Source organism: Rhizobium sp. AN68, from assembly GCF_030758035.1.
GTDB lineage: Bacteria > Pseudomonadota > Alphaproteobacteria > Rhizobiales > Rhizobiaceae > Agrobacterium > Agrobacterium tumefaciens.
The window spans coordinates 1,225,176-1,241,532 of record NZ_JARWMI010000003.1 but is presented as its reverse complement, the minus strand read 5'-3'; the positions used below and the strand labels follow the sequence as shown (position 1 = coordinate 1,241,532).

Genomic DNA, 16,357 nt, shown 5'->3' with positions numbered 1-16,357 from the left:
GGCACCGTTTGTCGGTCGGAAGACCGTTATCATTTCTTCTTCGGCACCTTCGGCACCGTATTCGCCTTGCGGCGCGGCTTGCTATCCTCGTCGGGCTTGCTCGCCTCGGCAACCAGAACATCCGCTTCCTCATTGGCAATCGCTGCCTTCGAGGCGGGCTTCGCCTTGGCCTTAGACGCCTTGCCCGGAGACTTGGCAGCATTGAGCTCTGCTTCCGGCTTCGGCTTTACCGGCGCTGTTTCCGGCAGAACCTCGAGCTTGAGGCCGTCGGAACCATCGTCCTTCTTGCCGACGGTGACGCTGACGACACCGCCCTTCTTGAGCTTGCCAAAGAGGATTTCGTTGGCGAGCGGCTTCTTGATGTGTTCCTGGATCACGCGCGACAGCGGGCGAGCGCCCATCTTTTCGTCGTAACCCTTTTCCGCCAGCCAGGAGATCGCGTCTTCGTGCAGATCGAAGGTGACATTCCGCTCGGAGAGCTGCGTCTCGAGCTGCATGACGAACTTCTGTACCACCTTGTGGATAACGGCAGTCGGCAGCGGCGAGAACGGAATGATCGCATCCAGACGGTTGCGGAATTCCGGTGTGAACAGGCGATTGATCGCCTCTTCATCCTCACCCGTGCGTCGCGAAGAACCGAAACCGATGGCCGATTTCGCCATTTCGGAAGCGCCCGCATTGGTCGTCATGATGAGGATGACGTTGCGGAAGTCGATCTTCTTGCCGTTATGGTCGGTCAGCGAGCCATGGTCCATCACCTGCAACAGGATGTTGTAGATGTCCGGATGGGCCTTCTCGATCTCGTCCAGCAACACCACGGAATGCGGATGCTGATCGACGCCATCGGTCAAGAGACCGCCCTGATCGAAGCCGACATAACCGGGAGGTGCACCGAGCAGACGCGAAACGGTATGGCGCTCCATATATTCCGACATGTCGAACCGCAGCATCTCGACACCGAGCGAGGCGGCGAGCTGCTTGGCCACTTCGGTCTTGCCCACGCCGGTCGGGCCGGAGAAGACATATGAGCCGATCGGCTTGTTCGGTTCGCGCAGACCGGCACGTGCCAGCTTGATGGCGGTGGCCAGCGCCTCGATGGCGATGTCCTGACCATAAACGACCGAGCGCAGTTCCTTTTCGAGGTTGGCGAGAACCATCTCGTCATCCTTGGAAACGGTCTTCGGCGGAATGCGGGCCATCGTCGCGATGGTTGCTTCGATTTCCCGTTCCGTGATCAGCTTGCGGCGCTTGGACGCCGGAAGCAACATCTGCGCCGCACCGGTCTCGTCGATTACGTCGATCGCCTTGTCCGGCAGCTTGCGGTCGGAAATGTAGCGGGCCGACAATTCGACAGCAGCCTTGATCGCTTCGTTGGAATATCTGAGGTGATGATAATCCTCGAAGTAGGGCTTCAGGCCCTTCATGATCGCGATAGCATCATCGATCGACGGCTCGTTGACGTCGATCTTCTGGAAGCGACGCACCAGCGCGCGGTCCTTTTCGAAGAACTGGCGATATTCCTTGTAGGTGGTCGAACCGATGCAGCGGATCGCGCCTGACGACAGCGCCGGCTTCAACAGGTTCGATGCATCCATTGCGCCGCCAGACGTCGCACCCGCACCGATGACGGTGTGGATTTCGTCGATAAACAGGACTGCGCCGGGATATTCCTCGAGCTCCTTGACGACCTGCTTCAGGCGTTCCTCAAAATCACCACGATAGCGGGTTCCGGCCAGAAGCGTGCCCATGTCGAGCGAGAAGATCGTATCATTGGCCAGCGCTTCAGGCACCTTGCCTTCAACGATACGCTTGGCCAAACCTTCGGCGATCGCCGTCTTGCCCACGCCCGGATCGCCCACATACAGCGGGTTGTTCTTGGAGCGGCGGCAGAGGATCTGGATGGTGCGGTTGACTTCCTCATGACGGCCGATCAACGGGTCGATCTTGCCGTTTTTCGCCTTTTCATTGAGGTTGACGCAATAGGCCTTCAGCGCATCCTGCTGTTTCTTGGCGGATGAGCCTTCTTCCTCGGGATTGCTGCGTGCAGCCTTGGGGTCGGCCTCCGGCTCGTCTGCGCCACGCGGAGCGCGGGTCTGCGATGTGCCCGGACGCTTGCCGATGCCGTGGGAGATATAATTGACCGCATCGTAACGGGTCATTTCCTGCTCCTGCAGGAAATAGGCAGCGTGGCTTTCGCGCTCGGCGAAAATGGCCACAAGCACGTTTGCTCCTGTCACTTCCTCGCGGCCGGACGACTGAACATGAATGACAGCCCGCTGGATAACCCGCTGGAAGCCAGATGTGGGCTTGGAATCCTCGTCATAACCGGTCACTAGGTTGGTCAGTTCGTTGTCGACATAATCGCTGACAGTCTTGCGCAGCGCATCGAGATCGACATTACAGGCGCCCATCACGGCAGCGGCATCCGCGTCGTCGATCAGCGCCAGAAGGAGATGTTCCAGCGTCGCATATTCATGGTGACGCTCATTTGCAAAGGTCAGTGCCTGGTGCAGCGCCTTCTCGAGACTTGGGGAAAAAGTTGGCACGTTGCGATCCTCATTTCTTTTCCATGACGCATTGCAGCGGATGCTGGTGCTGTCGGGCGAAATCCATGACCTGGCTTACTTTCGTCTCTGCGACCTCATATGTAAACACCCCACATTCTCCTACGCCGTGCTGGTGCACGTGCAGCATGATGCGGGTAGCCGCTTCGCGATCCTTCTGGAAAAAACGCTCCAGAATATGAATGACGAACTCCATTGGAGTGTAATCGTCATTCAGTAAAAGAACACGGTACAAATTCGGTCTTTTCGTCTTTGGCTTGACGCGGGTTATAACGGACGTTCCGCGGTTCGTACCGCCGTCTTCCCCGTCGCCCTCGCCCTGCATGTAGATCGGCTCAGCGATCATCTTTCATCATTCTCCAAACCGTTCTCAAACCGGCAGTCATCACCAGGAGGGAGAACTTCGCCTCTACATATCTAGGTCGTTAAGATCGGATTTTAAGCCCCCTGTGAAACGGTGCAATCACTATTGCGTTTGCGAAGAGGCAAACCTTGGGAAAAACAGGGGGCTTGCCATAGCACTGCTGGAAAGCGCGGTGCTATCCGCCTTTCCTGACGTGGTTTCAGCCTTGACGCCAAGCGCCTGCAAGGGAATCGCGAGCAACAGCGGACCTAATCTCACGCCCGCGCCATCCGCCGTCATTCCTTGTTGTCGAGCATTTCGCGAACGGCGATCGCCAGCTGTTTCAGCGAGAAGGGTTTTGGCAGGAAGCCGAACTTGGCATCCGCCGGAAGGTTTTTAGCAAACGCGTCCTCGGCATAACCAGAAACGAAGATGAATTTCAGGTCGGGATAGGATTTGCGCAATTCCCTCAGGAGTGAAGGACCGTCCATCTCCGGCATGACGACGTCGGACACGACGATATCGACCTTGCCTTCCAGCTCTTCCATCACCTCCAGCGCCTCGACACCCGAACCCGCCTCATGAACGGTGTAACCACGGGTTTCCAGCATGCGCTTGCCGCCGCGCCGTACTGCCTCCTCGTCCTCCACCAGAAGCACGACGGCGGAGTTACCGGTCAGATCCAGCGGCTCTTCCTTCACCGGTTCGGGCAGAGCCACAGGGGCAAGTGCAGCTTCACCGGGCTGCTGGCCCGGAACGTGCACCACTTCCACCACGTGGCGCGGCAAATAGATGCGGAACGCAGTGCCTTTGCCCACTTCCGATCGGGATAGATGTAACCGCCGGACTGCTTCACGATGCCATAGACCATCGACAGGCCGAGACCGGTGCCCTTGCCGACATCCTTGGTGGTGAAGAACGGCTCGAAGATTTTGTCCATGATCTCCGGCGGAATGCCGGTTCCGTTATCGGCGACCTCCACCATGACCATGTCTTCCGCCGGGACTTCCGGCCGACCGAGCGCTGCGGCTTCATCCGCATCCACATTGCGCGTGCGGATGGTGATCTTGCCGCCATCGGGCATGGCATCGCGCGCGTTGACGCAAAGATTGATCAGCACCTGCTCAAATTGCGACAGGTCGGTCTTCACCGGCCAGAGATCGCGGCCGTAATCCACTTCCAACTTGACATTGGTGCCGGAAATCAACCGGTCCACCAGCATGCGCAGGTCGCCGATAACGTCGGTCAGGTTGAGGATCGCCGGGCGCATCGTCTGTTTGCGCGAGAAAGCGAGAAGCTGTCGCACAAGCACCGCCGCGCGGTTGGCGTTGCGCTTGATCTCCATCAGGTCGGCGAAGCTCGGGTCTGCGGGCCGGGCCTGCAACAGCAGATGGTCTGATGACAACAGGATCGCAGTCAGCACATTGTTGAAATCGTGGGCGATGCCGCCTGCCAGCGTGCCGACGGCGTTCATCTTCTGTGTCTGCGCCATCTGGGTTTCGAGCGCCTTCTGCTCCGTCACCTCGATCGCATAAACGATTGCCACCTCTTCGGGCGCCTCGTCGTCCTGATCGATGACGGCATTGACGTAGAAACGGAAATGGCGGCCCTCGTCGCTCGGATGGCGGGAATCGAACGGGGCGATATCGCCCTGCCGGTCCTTCGCCTCGGCCAGCGCCTGCTCAAGCCTGGGTTTCTCATTGTCGTGGATGATGGCTTCGAGGGCAACACCGCGATCAATATCGTCACGCCCGACGACGCCGGAGAATAGCTTGAGGAATGGCGCGTTGATACGAAGAATGCGGCCTTCGCCGTCGAGCGAGGCAATCGCCATCGGCGTGTTGTTGAAGAAACGCGTGAAGCGCATGGCGGACGAGGATTCCGTATCCTCCTGCCCTTTCGGACGCATCAGAACAATCGTCCGGCTTTCGCCGGGCGCGCCGTCCTTCGAGGTAACCTGATGCACGAGGCGGGCCGGCATGCTCTGGCCGTTGACCCGGCGCATGTCGAGATCGAGAATCTCGGTGCGCTTGGCTGAACCCTGGGGATGGACGGATTCGATCAGCGCCATACCCTCGCCGGCGACGATGTCCGACACAGTCATCGAACCGGGCGAAAATTGCGCAAGATCGATGCCGAGCCATTCGGACAGGGTGGCGTTCAGATAAACAATCTCACCCTTGCGACCTGCGGAAAAGAAACCGGCCGGCGCGTGGTCGAGATAATCGATGGCGTTCTGCAATTCGCGGAAGAAGCGTTCCTGATCTTCCCGCTCAGGCGTGATATCGGCAATCTGGAAGACGTGCAGCGCCTCGCCGCCCGCATCCTTCAGCACCCGACCTTTCAGTCGGTACCAGTGCGGCCCGCCGGAAGTGGCCTCCCCGAGCGGCTTGAGCAGACGGAACTCCTCGTAACCGTCACGCCCCTCCCGCAAAACATTGATGAGGCGATAGAGCGCCTCGGTCGATTCCCGGCTGCGCGAGAGCAGCGTCTCCAGGCTCTGGATATCGCTCGCCTTCGTGGTGCCGCTCATCCGGCAATAGGTGGCGTTGGCGTAGACCATATGCCCCTTGGCATCGGTAATCAGTGTGCCGTCCGGGTGTGCCGACAGGAAACGGCGGGCCAGCCCGTCCGATTGCGACTGCGGCATGACCTCGATGAAACCGATGATCGACGACACCAGAAAAAAGATACCCATCATCGCTAGCACGCCGAGAATGCCGAGCACGATTTCGTTTTCCAGCGAATCCTTGAAATAGACGAAAGCAGCAGCGGCAGCGATGAGCACCAGCGCCAGCAGCAGAATCCGCAGAACCGTGCCGGAACGGGCACGCCTGTCCACCAGCGGAAGGTCGTTGTCGCTTGTCTCGCGCACCCGTGTCATCTTGGCCTCGCAGTCCTGCAGGTCGTCATTCGGTCAGCCCTATTTCCTCGACGGAATCGGGCAGTAGAATTTCTTGTAGCAACTCGCTTGACCGTCAAAAAGCTCCGCTGCACCACAAAGGCTTAAAATCGCACAGAGAAACGGCCCTAAAGAGGCGCAAATGCCTCAGAAGCCTATTTTGCGGCTGCAGGTCAGCGCTTTAACCTGGCATTGAATGCGCGGCGCGGAGCATACGATATTGCCATCCGCTAGCGTGCAAACCGAGCATCCATCCGTGAAATCGATACAGGATGGATTGTCTCTTACGAACTCAATCATGTTCGCAGGATTTTCGGACGCCTTGTCATCCGCCGTCGCGGCCTGAGCGGGAAAAACAAATCCCGGCAATCCAAATAAAACAACAAAAATAAAAACTCTTACCGGAAACCCGTCAACGAGCAATTTCGCAAGCATTTACAATCGCTCCTTCGAAGAGAGAATTGCAACCTTCATTGCTCCCCGGCATTGAAGGGAAAGATATGACGCTTGGGTGGCGCCCGGCCGGCTGATGAGACGATCCTATGAACTGATCCTGGGGACGAAATGAATAAACCTTGTATCACGCTTAAAAAAATCGTCTTTTCCTGCTTGGCGTTCACATTATAAGAACCACGGCAATATTAATTGCACGAAAAAATCTGAAGGGATGATCTCCATGATGGAAGATTTTATCGGCACCTATGGAAACAATCTCATCGTCGCCGTCGTCGGTGTCGGTCTCGCCCTGCTTGTTCTGGCAATTGTTCTCTGGATACTGCGCAGGCGCGGCGGGGCGGCCCCGTTTATCCGTGGCGGTCGCAACCGGCAGCCGCGCTTACAGGTTCTCGATGCGACGGCGGTTGACGCCCGGCGCCGTCTGGTGCTGGTGCGCCGCGACAATGTCGAGCATCTTGTCATGATTGGCGGTCCAACCGATATCGTCATCGAGAGTGGTATCGGCGCGATCCCAATCGTCAGGGAAGTGCGCGAACCGCAGGAAGCGGAACTCAAGGCGCTGCCGCGTCAGGACAGCGAACCTAAAAGGGCTGAACCGCCGATCCCTCGCGAAAGCCGCCAAGCTTTGCCACAGCAGCCAATCGCAGCGGCATCTCCAGCCTCCTTGCCGGAAGAACCCGTAAAGCAGCCGCAGCGGCCGGAACCGCCCGCCCCGGCTGCTCGTGCAGCACCCACCCCTGCACCGGCCGCATCGCTGCCACCACGTCCGTCTACGCCACCGCAACCCGTATCCACGCCCACGACGGCACGCGAGCCCGTTGCACCGATAAGACCAGCCGTCCCGGAAAGGGATATTACCCGTCCTGCGCCACCACCGGCATCGGTCATTGCCGCACCGGCCGCCGCTGTTCTGCCTCTCGCCGCCGCATCACTCGACATGCCCGCCGAGCGACCGGAACAGCGCCGCCCTGATCCCTTCGCGCCGGCCCCTCTACCCTCGGCGCCGCCCGCACCGCCTGTCCAGGCAACGGTTCCTGAAGAACGGCCGACGGTTGTTGCTCCGCCGGTTTTTGCCGCGCGCGAACCGGTCATCGACCAAACGAATGCCGCAGATTTTCTGGATGCCGCGCGCGAGCGCGTTCTACCCGGCCTGAAACCGGGGCAAGATGCGCCTGCGCCCTTTGCGCCAAAGCCCGAAAATCCGCCCGTCGTCTCCGCTAACGCCGAGCCGAAATTTTCCGATGACCTTGCCAGCGATTTCGAAAGCTTTCTTGAGGCGGAGATCGCCAAGAGCAAGGATGCCGATAGCGAACAGGCAGTCGCCGCTGCTGCGGAAAAGCCAAAAACCGAACCCGTCTCGCCGCCTGTTACTGGTGCAACGCCGGATGGCGACATGCAGAAGGAAATGGCGCGTATTTTCGGCGAACTTTCCGTTACCCGCGACCGCTGACAGGTTCACATCTGTCGGCGGACAGACATTCAAAACAAAAAAAGGGCGCGGAAACAAATCCGTGCCCTTTGTCATTTTTGGTTCTGTTCGCTGGCCGACTCGCCGAAGCGCCCGGAACAACGCTGGCTTTATTCGTCGCGGTAGACTTTTTCACGACGCTCGTGACGTTCCTGCGCCTCGATGGACAGGGTCGCTATCGGTCGTGCGTCGAGGCGCTTGAGGCCAATAGGCTCACCCGTTTCTTCACAGTAACCGTAAGTGCCGTCATCAATCCGCTGAAGGGCAGAGTCGATCTTGGAGATCAACTTGCGCTGGCGGTCACGGGCGCGAAGTTCGATCGCCCGGTCAGTTTCCGAAGATGCCCGATCGGCTAGGTCGGGATGGTTGGCGCTTTCTTCGGCGAGATGTCCGAGGGTCTCGCGCGCTTCTCTCAGGATGTCGTTTCTCCAGGCGACCAGCTTCGCGCGGAAGTAGGCACGCTGGTTTGCATTCATGAACTCGTCGTCTTCCGAGAGCACATATTTGCTAAGATCGATCTTCTCACTCAACGCGATTCTCCTCGAAGAACATCTCAATGCGGCGGTGTATACTCCAATGATATAGGCTGATTCAAGTCTACAGATCAGTTTTCAGGCATTTTTAAAACTGACACAAAAATCATCTAAATGACTAATTTTTATCCTTTATTCGTATTCAAGCGATCTCTTCTTAAATCACTTAAACGCGACTTACCAACAGGAAAGAGGACTTGCGGTCATGCAACCCTATCCTGTAGCATTCCTCCATTGCCTCCCATTCGAACGTCGGTCCCCGCCCTTGACAGCATCTTCTCCGAGCCGAGTGTATCTTTTGCGCCACGCCAAGGCCGCCTGGGCGGCACCGGGAGAACGCGATTTCGACCGGGGATTGAACGAGGCCGGTTTTGCCGAGGCGGAGATCATCGCCGACCTTGCCGCCGACCGGCGCTACCGCCCGGACGTGCTCTTGTCCTCCACGGCCACGCGCTGCCGACAGACCACGCAGGCCTGGCAGCGGGCCTTCAACGAGGGCATCGAAATCGTCTATATCGACGAAATGTACAATGCGCGCAGCGAAACCTATCTTTCTCTCATCGCCGCGCAAACGGACCCACAGTCCGTGATGCTGGTCGGGCACAACCCCACAATGGAGGCGACGCTGGAGGCGATGATAGGCGAGGACCTGCTGCATGCCGCCCTGCCCTCCGGTTTTCCGACATCGGGTCTTGCGGTTCTCGATCACGACGACAGTGCCGGGAATGGTAAAAACCGCTGGCGGCTGGTCGATTTTCTCTCTCCCGGCAAATAGCCGCAGCAGCGTGCGACCAATGCGTTGCCGAAGCCGGACTCGTTGAAAATCCATTGGCGCGCTTCTTTTTTGGGCAACCGCCCCTTCCTATATTGCAGCTGTGACCGTGAAAAATAGCTGGGAAACTGCCATTGCCGCCTTCTCTTACGTCCCTGACGGACAGTGCGCTCATTGCATTCGACAATCTGGCCGACCGTGCGAGCACCCTTACAAATCCGACATTGCGGCTTGGCGTCACCGGTCTTTCGCGGGCGGGCAAGACGGTTTTCATCTCCTCGCTCGTCCACAATCTTCTGAATGGCGGTCGTCTGCCGCTGTTTGAGGCCATGCGTTCCGGGCGCGTCTCGAATGTGCGTCTGGAGCCGCAACCGGACGATGCCATTCCCCGGTTTCAGTATGAGGACCATATTCAAGCTCTGGTACGCGACAGGCTCTGGCCGGATTCGACACGGGCAATCTCTGAACTGCGGATCACGCTCGACTACCAGAGCGCCAGCGGTTGGGGCCGTTGGTTTTCCGCAGGTAAGCTCTCCATCGATATCGTCGATTATCCCGGCGAATGGCTGCTCGACCTGCCGCTGCTTTCGCAGGACTACAAGAGCTTCAGCGACAGCACCGTCGCGCTGGCGCAAAATGGCATCCGCGCCGAACTCGCGCAGGAATGGTTGGCAATAGCCTCCTCGCTCGACATCAATGCGCCCGCCGACGAGATGACGGCGCGACGCCTCGCGGAAAGCTTCGCCGCCTATCTGAAGGCCTGCAAATCCGACGAGCGGTCGCTCTCCACCTTGCCGCCGGGCCGTCTGCTGATGCCGGGGGATCTCGAAGGATCACCGGCGCTGACCTTTGCGCCCCTGCCGGGCCTGACAGACGACAAGGCACCAAAGGGGTCGCTGCGCGCCATGATGGAGCGGCGCTACGACGCCTACAAGGCAATCGTGGTGAAACCCTTCTTCCGCGAACATTTCGCCCGCCTCGACCGGCAGATCGTGCTGATCGACACTCTTCAGGCGGTCAATCGCGGCCCGGAGGCGGTGCAGGATCTGGAACGGGCGCTGGGCGATGTTCTCGCCTGTTTCCGCCCTGGCACCAACAGTCTGCTATCATCGCTGCTGGGCCGGCGCATCGACAAGGTTTTGATTGCCGCTACCAAGGCCGACCACCTGCATCATGAAAGCCACGACCGGCTGGAACGGCTAACCCGCCGTCTGGTGGACCGCGCCATCACTACCATCGGCATGAATGGTGCCGGCATCGAGGTCATGGCACTGGCTTCCGTGCGCGCTACGCGGGAAGCAAGCGTGAGACAGAACGGTCACGAGCTTCCGGTCATCGTCGGCACACCGATGGCGGGTGAAACCATCAACGGCGAGATATTTGACGGCAACCGTAAAACGGCGATCTTTCCCGGCGACCTGCCCGAAGACCCGGAGCCGCTTTTCCGCAGCATCGACAGGGATGGCGACAAGGCGACGTTGCCGGACGTCAATGTCGTGCGTTTCCGCCCCCCCAATATCGATGAACCGGGCAGCGGCGGCATCCGGCTTTCCGTTCCCCACATAAGGCTCGACCGCGCCATGCAGTTCCTGTTTGGAGACAAGCTCGCATGAAGGCTCCCACACCAAACGATCCGCAGGCACGCCGCCCCGCGGCTTTCACGCTCGAAACCGAAGAAACGGCACGGTCAACCGTCGCGCAAAAACGCGCACCGCGCAGCTTCGACACCGAGATTTCCCTGACGCCCGATGAGGATGATCCATTTTTAGCACCTGAAGAGACGGATGCCGCCGCATTGCCGGTGGCCGTGCCGAAGAAAAGCCGCTTCTCCTTCGGCAAGCTGGCGCTTGGTGCACTCGGCGTGCTGTTCTCGCTGGCCTTCGGGCTCTGGGCGGATCAGCTTATCCGCAATCTCTTTTCCCGCTCCGACTGGCTGGGTTACACGGCGAGCATTGCGCTCCTTGTTGCGCTTTTTGCCGTCCTCGTTCTGGTCGGACGAGAAGTGTTCGGCATCATGCGGCTCAACGCCGTCCAATCGCTGAAAGCCGATGCGGAGACGGCCAGCCTCGACAAGAGCCCGAAACCCGCCCGCGCCATCGTTACCCGCCTCAATGCAGTTCTCTCCCACCGCGCCGAAACGGCCAAGGGGCGCGCCGCACTCAAGGACACCGAAAACGACGTGATCGACGGGCCGCATCTGATCGAGCTTGCCGAACGCGAATTGCTGGTGCCGCTCGACCGGCAGGCCCGCGCGCTGATCCTCAACTCCTCCAAACGCGTCTCCGTCGTTACCGCCGTCAGCCCACGCGCCGTGGTCGATCTCGCTTATGTGCTTTTCGAGGTGACAAGGCTGGTGCGCGCCATGGCGGAACTTTACGGAGGCCGGCCGGGCACGCTCGGCATGCTCAGGCTTTTGCGTGACGTCGTCGCCCATCTCGCGGTCACAGGTTCTATCGCCGTCGGTGATGGGCTTGCCCAACAGGTTCTCGGTCACGGGCTTGCCTCAAAACTCTCCGCACGCCTGGGTGAAGGTGTCATCAACGGTCTGATGACGGCGCGAATCGGCATTGCGGCGATGGATCTGTGCCGCCCGCTACCCTTCAAGGCGGTAAAGCGACCCGGCATAGGTGATTTCATGTCTGACCTCACTCCCGATCTTGGTGGCGGAAAAACCGGTCAAAAAGCCTGATCAGCCGGACTTGTACGGCTCAAAAGGTTACGGACGAAGGTGTAAATAAAGCCGAAATAAACCAAGCATTAACCATTCCGCCGGTAGATTGCCGCTTATCGAACAGGCTTCTTCGCCGGGGAAAGTATCATGTATTCGCGCTTCTTTTCGCTTGTGGGCGGACTTGCCGCCATATTGTCCGTCAGCGGCAGCTTCGGCCTGTCTGACGTCCATGCCGCATCGCGCGATCGCGACGACGTGTTTTTCCGTTCCGTTGCCGGAAGCTGGAAAGGTCCGGGCGAAATCGTCGCCGGCAAGTACAAGGGCACCAAGTTCACCTGCGACCTGACGGGCGAGCCACTCGACGACAAGCAGACGGGCATCAAGCTCGCCGGCACCTGCCGCGTCGGCGTCTTCAGCCAGCCCATGTCCGCGGTCATCAGCCAAAAGGGCGGCTCTTACGAGGGCAAGTTCCTCGACGGCGCCGAAGGCAAGGGACTGGACATCATTTCCGGGCAGGTCAGCGGCGACAAGGTCGTTGTGGGCATCAATCGCGCCAAGCTCAACGGTGCCATGGTCGCCCGCGTCTCGAACGACAATTCGATGAACATCACCATTTCCGTCAAGGTCGCCGACCAGATGATCCCGGTTATCGGCGTCACACTCGCGCGCGACATCGACCAGATCGCAGTCGGTTCGATCAAGCCGTAAAACCCGCGACCTTTTCAGCCATCGCCAAGCGGGAGTGTCCACCACTCCCGTTTTTCGTTTGCGCTGATGATGCCGGTTGTATCCGCCTGCCGCAGCCATTCCCGCACGGGCTTGCCCCGGACTTCGAGATCGGGTGCGATATCGGCTAGCGGCATCAGCACGAAGGCACGCTCCGTCATGCGCGGATGCGGCACTTCAATGCTTTCCGTAACGACAACATCATTACCATAGGTCAGCACGTCGATATCGATGGTGCGTGGCCCCCAGCGCTCCGTTCTGACCCGTTTCATGCCCTTTTCGATATCGAGGCACAATTGCAGCAGTGCGGGTGCTAAAAGCGAGGTTTCGACCAGCGCACAGCAATTGAAAAAATCCGCCTGGTCCGTCTTACCCCAGGGCGGCGTGCGATAAAGCCCGGAGACAGACAGCACCCGGCAATCGCCGTGCGCATCCAGTTCGCGCAAGGCTCTGGCCATTGCAGCCGCAGGGTCACCGATATTCCCGCCAAGGCCTAGTGCGGCAACTGTTATCCTGTCAGGCACGGTGTTCAACACTCACCTGCGCATAGTCGAGAATGCCGGGAACCGGCGCAGAGGGCTTGCGAACCGTGATACGCAGCCAGACAATCTGCGGATAACGCGCGCGCAGGGCCTTGGCGATATCGTTGGCGAGGGCCTCGATCAGGTAGCGACGCTGGCCGACGACGATCTTTTCGATAACGGCGAAGGCGACGCCATAATCGACGGTATTTTCGATATCGTCGGTTTCGAGCGCGTCACCCGCTTCAACCTCCATCTCGGCATCGACGAAAAAGCGCTGGCCCAGCACCTCCTCCTGCTCGAGAAGGCCATGACGGGCGAAAAAGGAACAGTTTTTCAGAATAATGGTGTAGCGGCTCATCGCATCGCCTCCATGGCGGGGTTATACCGGAATAGCCGGCCTCTTTTAAGGCATGCGGCACTCCGGCATCTATTGATCTATGCATCGGGCCTTGCCGACGCTTTGGCAAGAACCGCGTCGGCAATTGCCAGCGCATCGCGTGTTAGGGCGACATTGTGCACGCGAAAAATCGCGGCACCCGCCAGCCTGAGGATCACTGTCGTCGCTGCTGTTCCGATATCGCGTTCGTGGGCCGCATCCCTGCCCGTCAGCGACCCGATGAACCGCTTGCGCGACGTCCCGGCCAGAACAGGCAGGTCAAACGCGGCAAGTTCGCCAAAGCGCGCCATCAGCTCGACATTTTCACGCTCGTCCTTGGCAAAACCGAAACCGGGATCGAGCACGATGGCGTCGCGGGCGATTCCCGCAGCTTCCGCCATCTCAAGCGAACGATTGAGGAATTCGAACTGATCATCGATAAGATCGGCGCGCTTCTGCCTGTCGCGCCCGGTATGCATGATGCAGACACCCGCGCGCGCGGCGGCAACCACACCCGCCATGTTCCCGTCCTTCTGCAGGCCGAAAACATCGTTGACGATATGGGCGCCCGCCTCGATCGCCAGCCTTGCCGTGGATGCGCGGTAGGTGTCGACGGAAATCAGAACATCAGTCTCGCGACGGAGCCGTTCGATAACCGGCAGCACGCGATCCTGTTCCTCGCCCTCGGTCACCTCGGCCGCGCCCGGGCGGGTGGATTCGCCGCCGATATCAATGATATCCGCCCCCTCCTCAACACAGGTCAGGGCATGGGAAAAAGCCGCATCAACGGCAAGATAACGGCCGCCATCCGAAAAGGAATCGGGCGTCGCATTGACGATGGCCATAATACGGCCACGTCCATCAAGTTTCAGGGAGCGACCATGGGCCGCTTGCCACACATTGCTGCCGGCTGTTATCACGTAACACGCGCCTTTCGGGAATAACGGAGTGTTATGCCAATTCTTATAAGTTCCGCTCCGCCTATGCAGCAAACGTTTTTCAAGTTCAACCGGAAGGCCGGGTTATGACGATATCTTCACGTGCTCTTTGCGCCGTTTTCGCTGGCGCATTAGCCCTTTCCATGCCCGGATCGGCCTTTTCCGAAACCATCGTCAGCAAGACCTATTCCTATTTTTCGATCAGCGGTAAAACCGCCGCTGACCTCGACAAGCAGCTTTCCAAGCATGGCCCGCTGACGCGCAACACCGGCGCACGCCATCCCGGTGCCACCGAGATCAAATTCGGCGGCGAACTCACCTATGTCGAGAAAAACGGCATGTGCAGCGTTGGGAGCACTAAGGTGTTGCTGAACACCCGTATTCTCCTGCCGCAATGGAAAAACCGCCGCCGCACCACGGCGGAACTGGCCTTCATCTGGGATACGTTGCTTGCAGATATCAAGCGCCACGAGGAACGGCACGCGGAAATCGCCCGCACCCATGCCCGCTCGCTCGAAAGGCAACTGACGGCGCTTCGTCCGCAAAAAGACTGTGAAACGCTACAGGCAATGGTCGGCAAGATCACTCAGACCGTCATGGACGAGCACGACAAGGATCAGTTGCGGTTCGATATCGTGGAATCCAAAAACTTCGACGCGCGCATGACCCGGCTTTTGAAGAACCGGATCGAACAGGGCCAGAACCGGCGCTGAGGCGCCTTTCCGCCCATACTCCCCTGGACGCGAAACGCAACGCTAACATGACGTTACGTCATGTTCGATATCACCCGTGACTTCTCGTCATGGTGCGGTCGACGAGACTCATTGTAGCTTGTTCACATGGTTTTTAACGGTGGTGATCCGCAGGGGTCCGGCGTTCGAAACCACCTCCGGTTCTCCCGGTGCGCACTTGAGGCTCGCAGGTGTTTCCTCCCTCGCTTGCATGCTGCGTACCCGCCTCGCCCCGCTCCCCGCTAACAGGTGAGCGGGGCTTTTTCTGTGGCGTATAATGCGGCTTGCCGTCAGCCCTGACGTTCGGGAACGTGAACGACAAGGCCGTCAAGCTCGTCCTTCATCTTGATCTGACAGGAAAGACGCGAGGTCGGGCGTACTTCGAATGCGAAGTCCAGCATGTCCTCTTCCATCGGCTCGGGTCCGCCGACGCGTTCCGCCCATGCGTCATCAACATAGACATGACAGGTCGCACAGGCACAGGCGCCGCCGCATTCCGCATCGATGCCGGGTATGGAGTTGCGCACGGCATTCTCCATGACGGTGGAACCGTTGCTTACGTCGAGTTCATGGGGCGTGCCGTCAAAGGCAACAATGGTCAGTTTTGTCATGCCGGAGATCCAAAATGGTGTCTAAGAACTGTTCTAAACAAACACATAGAAAGGCCGGTTCGCCTTGGCAACCCGCTTCTCGCAGGCGCCAAGCGCAACCGGCCCTGTAAAACAGACTGGATCGCCTTAACGGCAGAGCTTTAGGATGAAATTTTCCGCTTCGACAATCGCTGCCGCAAGTCTGGCTACGGCCGCGCTATCGTTGCCCTTGTCCTCCACTGCCGCCGCCGCCGTGGAAACGGTGGAGGCACCAACCGCCTGCGCGGCCCCCTTTAGACGATGGGCAGTTGCCTTGACGGTCTTGTCGTCAGCGCCGGCCATTTCATGCAGGGCAGCACGGGCGTTACGGCTGAAGAGTTGCAGCACCTCGATTTCAAGTTCCTTGTCGCCCATCGTCTGGCGCGCGAGATGTTCGAAATCGATTGGTCTTGTCGCGGCGGCCGGCGCACCACCAAAATTATCCGGAGCTTCGAAAGCAATACTGACGGCTGCCATATCTGAAATTCCTTTGTCTCGCCGTTTCCTGTTTCGTGTCACATCTGTGTCGTATTTACGCATTGAAGCCGGTGCTATCAGCTTAAATTACGGCGTGACGCGGGCGAAAATCTTCTGCTATGGTTAATTTATGTTAAACTTATGCGAAACAAGGCGTTCAGCGTGAAACTCAGGTTTAAAAACTGTTAAAAAGCCGACACTTCGCTGCTGCGGCAAACCCGCATTAATTGTTTCGAACACCTAAATG

15 protein-coding genes and 1 pseudogene are annotated in these 16,357 nt (G+C 58.9%); 6 read left to right on the top strand and 10 right to left on the bottom strand.

Annotated features, from left to right (window positions below; translation table 11 throughout):
• Positions 1-29 precede the first annotated feature (29 nt).
• From clpA to RBH71_RS19080, 4 genes and pseudogenes are all read right to left on the bottom strand, one after another.
• Positions 30-2,546 carry an ATP-dependent Clp protease ATP-binding subunit ClpA gene (clpA, locus tag RBH71_RS19095; protein ID WP_003512815.1) on the bottom strand — a complete coding sequence of 839 codons (2,517 nt, stop codon included), beginning with the start codon at positions 2,544-2,546 and terminating at the stop codon, positions 30-32.
• Positions 2,547-2,556: 10 nt separating this feature from the next.
• On the bottom strand, positions 2,557-2,910 hold the full coding sequence (gene clpS / locus RBH71_RS19090; RefSeq protein ID WP_003512812.1) for an ATP-dependent Clp protease adapter ClpS: 354 nt from the start codon (positions 2,908-2,910) through the stop codon (positions 2,557-2,559).
• Positions 2,911-3,203: 293 nt separating this feature from the next.
• A pseudogene (gene cckA, locus RBH71_RS19085) lies at positions 3,204-5,791 on the bottom strand (cell cycle histidine kinase CckA).
• 165 nt (positions 5,792-5,956) lie between these two features.
• A complete protein-coding gene (locus RBH71_RS19080; protein ID WP_003512806.1) occupies positions 5,957-6,244 on the bottom strand; it encodes a hypothetical protein in 288 nt (95 codons plus the stop codon).
• A 232-nt stretch (positions 6,245-6,476) separates the two neighbouring features.
• Between RBH71_RS19080 and RBH71_RS19075 the strand changes: the two genes are divergently transcribed.
• Positions 6,477-7,715: a flagellar biosynthetic protein FliO gene (locus RBH71_RS19075; RefSeq protein ID WP_003512798.1), complete on the top strand. Its 1,239-nt coding sequence runs from the start codon at positions 6,477-6,479 to the stop codon at positions 7,713-7,715.
• A 128-nt stretch (positions 7,716-7,843) separates the two neighbouring features.
• On the opposite strand, the gene dksA is transcribed toward RBH71_RS19075, so the two are convergent.
• Positions 7,844-8,263 carry an RNA polymerase-binding protein DksA gene (gene dksA / locus RBH71_RS19070; RefSeq protein ID WP_003512796.1) on the bottom strand — a complete coding sequence of 140 codons (420 nt, stop codon included), beginning with the start codon at positions 8,261-8,263 and terminating at the stop codon, positions 7,844-7,846.
• 268 nt (positions 8,264-8,531) lie between these two features.
• Here dksA and RBH71_RS19065 point away from each other — a divergent pair, with 268 nt between their 5' ends.
• The 4 genes from RBH71_RS19065 to RBH71_RS19050 all read left to right on the top strand — a co-directional run bounded on the left by RBH71_RS19065 (position 8,532) and on the right by RBH71_RS19050 (position 12,417).
• Positions 8,532-9,041: a SixA phosphatase family protein gene (locus RBH71_RS19065; RefSeq protein ID WP_035251766.1), complete on the top strand. Its 510-nt coding sequence runs from the start codon at positions 8,532-8,534 to the stop codon at positions 9,039-9,041.
• Between the two features lie 131 nt (positions 9,042-9,172).
• Positions 9,173-10,651, top strand: a complete 1,479-nt coding sequence (locus RBH71_RS19060) for a YcjX family protein (RefSeq protein ID WP_003512793.1) — start codon at positions 9,173-9,175, stop codon at positions 10,649-10,651.
• On the top strand, positions 10,648-11,727 hold the full coding sequence (locus RBH71_RS19055; RefSeq protein ID WP_003512792.1) for a YcjF family protein: 1,080 nt from the start codon (positions 10,648-10,650) through the stop codon (positions 11,725-11,727). Before RBH71_RS19060 ends, RBH71_RS19055 begins: the two co-directional genes overlap by 4 nt.
• A gap of 129 nt (positions 11,728-11,856) precedes the next feature.
• Positions 11,857-12,417, top strand: a complete 561-nt coding sequence (locus tag RBH71_RS19050) for a hypothetical protein (protein WP_003512790.1) — start codon at positions 11,857-11,859, stop codon at positions 12,415-12,417.
• Between the two features lie 14 nt (positions 12,418-12,431).
• Here RBH71_RS19050 and folK read toward each other — a convergent pair whose 3' ends face one another.
• The 3 genes from folK to folP form a co-directional block, all read right to left on the bottom strand.
• The gene (gene folK / locus RBH71_RS19045; protein WP_323687447.1) at positions 12,432-12,968 is read right to left on the bottom strand and encodes a 2-amino-4-hydroxy-6-hydroxymethyldihydropteridine diphosphokinase; all 537 of its coding nucleotides are present in this window, start codon (positions 12,966-12,968) and stop codon (positions 12,432-12,434) included.
• Positions 12,952-13,317 (bottom strand): dihydroneopterin aldolase, encoded by a 366-nt coding sequence (gene folB / locus RBH71_RS19040; protein WP_003502532.1) that lies wholly within the window; start codon positions 13,315-13,317, stop codon positions 12,952-12,954. The genes folK and folB overlap by 17 nt, the downstream gene beginning before the upstream one ends.
• A gap of 77 nt (positions 13,318-13,394) precedes the next feature.
• Positions 13,395-14,180 carry a dihydropteroate synthase gene (gene folP, locus RBH71_RS19035; protein ID WP_003512785.1) on the bottom strand — a complete coding sequence of 262 codons (786 nt, stop codon included), beginning with the start codon at positions 14,178-14,180 and terminating at the stop codon, positions 13,395-13,397.
• A gap of 179 nt (positions 14,181-14,359) precedes the next feature.
• Here folP and RBH71_RS19030 point away from each other — a divergent pair, with 179 nt between their 5' ends.
• A complete protein-coding gene (locus RBH71_RS19030) occupies positions 14,360-14,986 on the top strand; it encodes a DUF922 domain-containing Zn-dependent protease (RefSeq protein WP_003512784.1) in 627 nt (208 codons plus the stop codon).
• Between the two features lie 308 nt (positions 14,987-15,294).
• Here RBH71_RS19030 and RBH71_RS19025 read toward each other — a convergent pair whose 3' ends face one another.
• Together RBH71_RS19025 and RBH71_RS19020 are read right to left on the bottom strand one after the other, a co-directional pair.
• Positions 15,295-15,615: a 2Fe-2S iron-sulfur cluster-binding protein gene (locus tag RBH71_RS19025; RefSeq protein ID WP_003512782.1), complete on the bottom strand. Its 321-nt coding sequence runs from the start codon at positions 15,613-15,615 to the stop codon at positions 15,295-15,297.
• Positions 15,616-15,741: 126 nt separating this feature from the next.
• The gene (locus RBH71_RS19020) at positions 15,742-16,110 is read right to left on the bottom strand and encodes an Hpt domain-containing protein (RefSeq protein ID WP_003512780.1); all 369 of its coding nucleotides are present in this window, start codon (positions 16,108-16,110) and stop codon (positions 15,742-15,744) included.
• Positions 16,111-16,357: the final 247 nt, after the last annotated feature.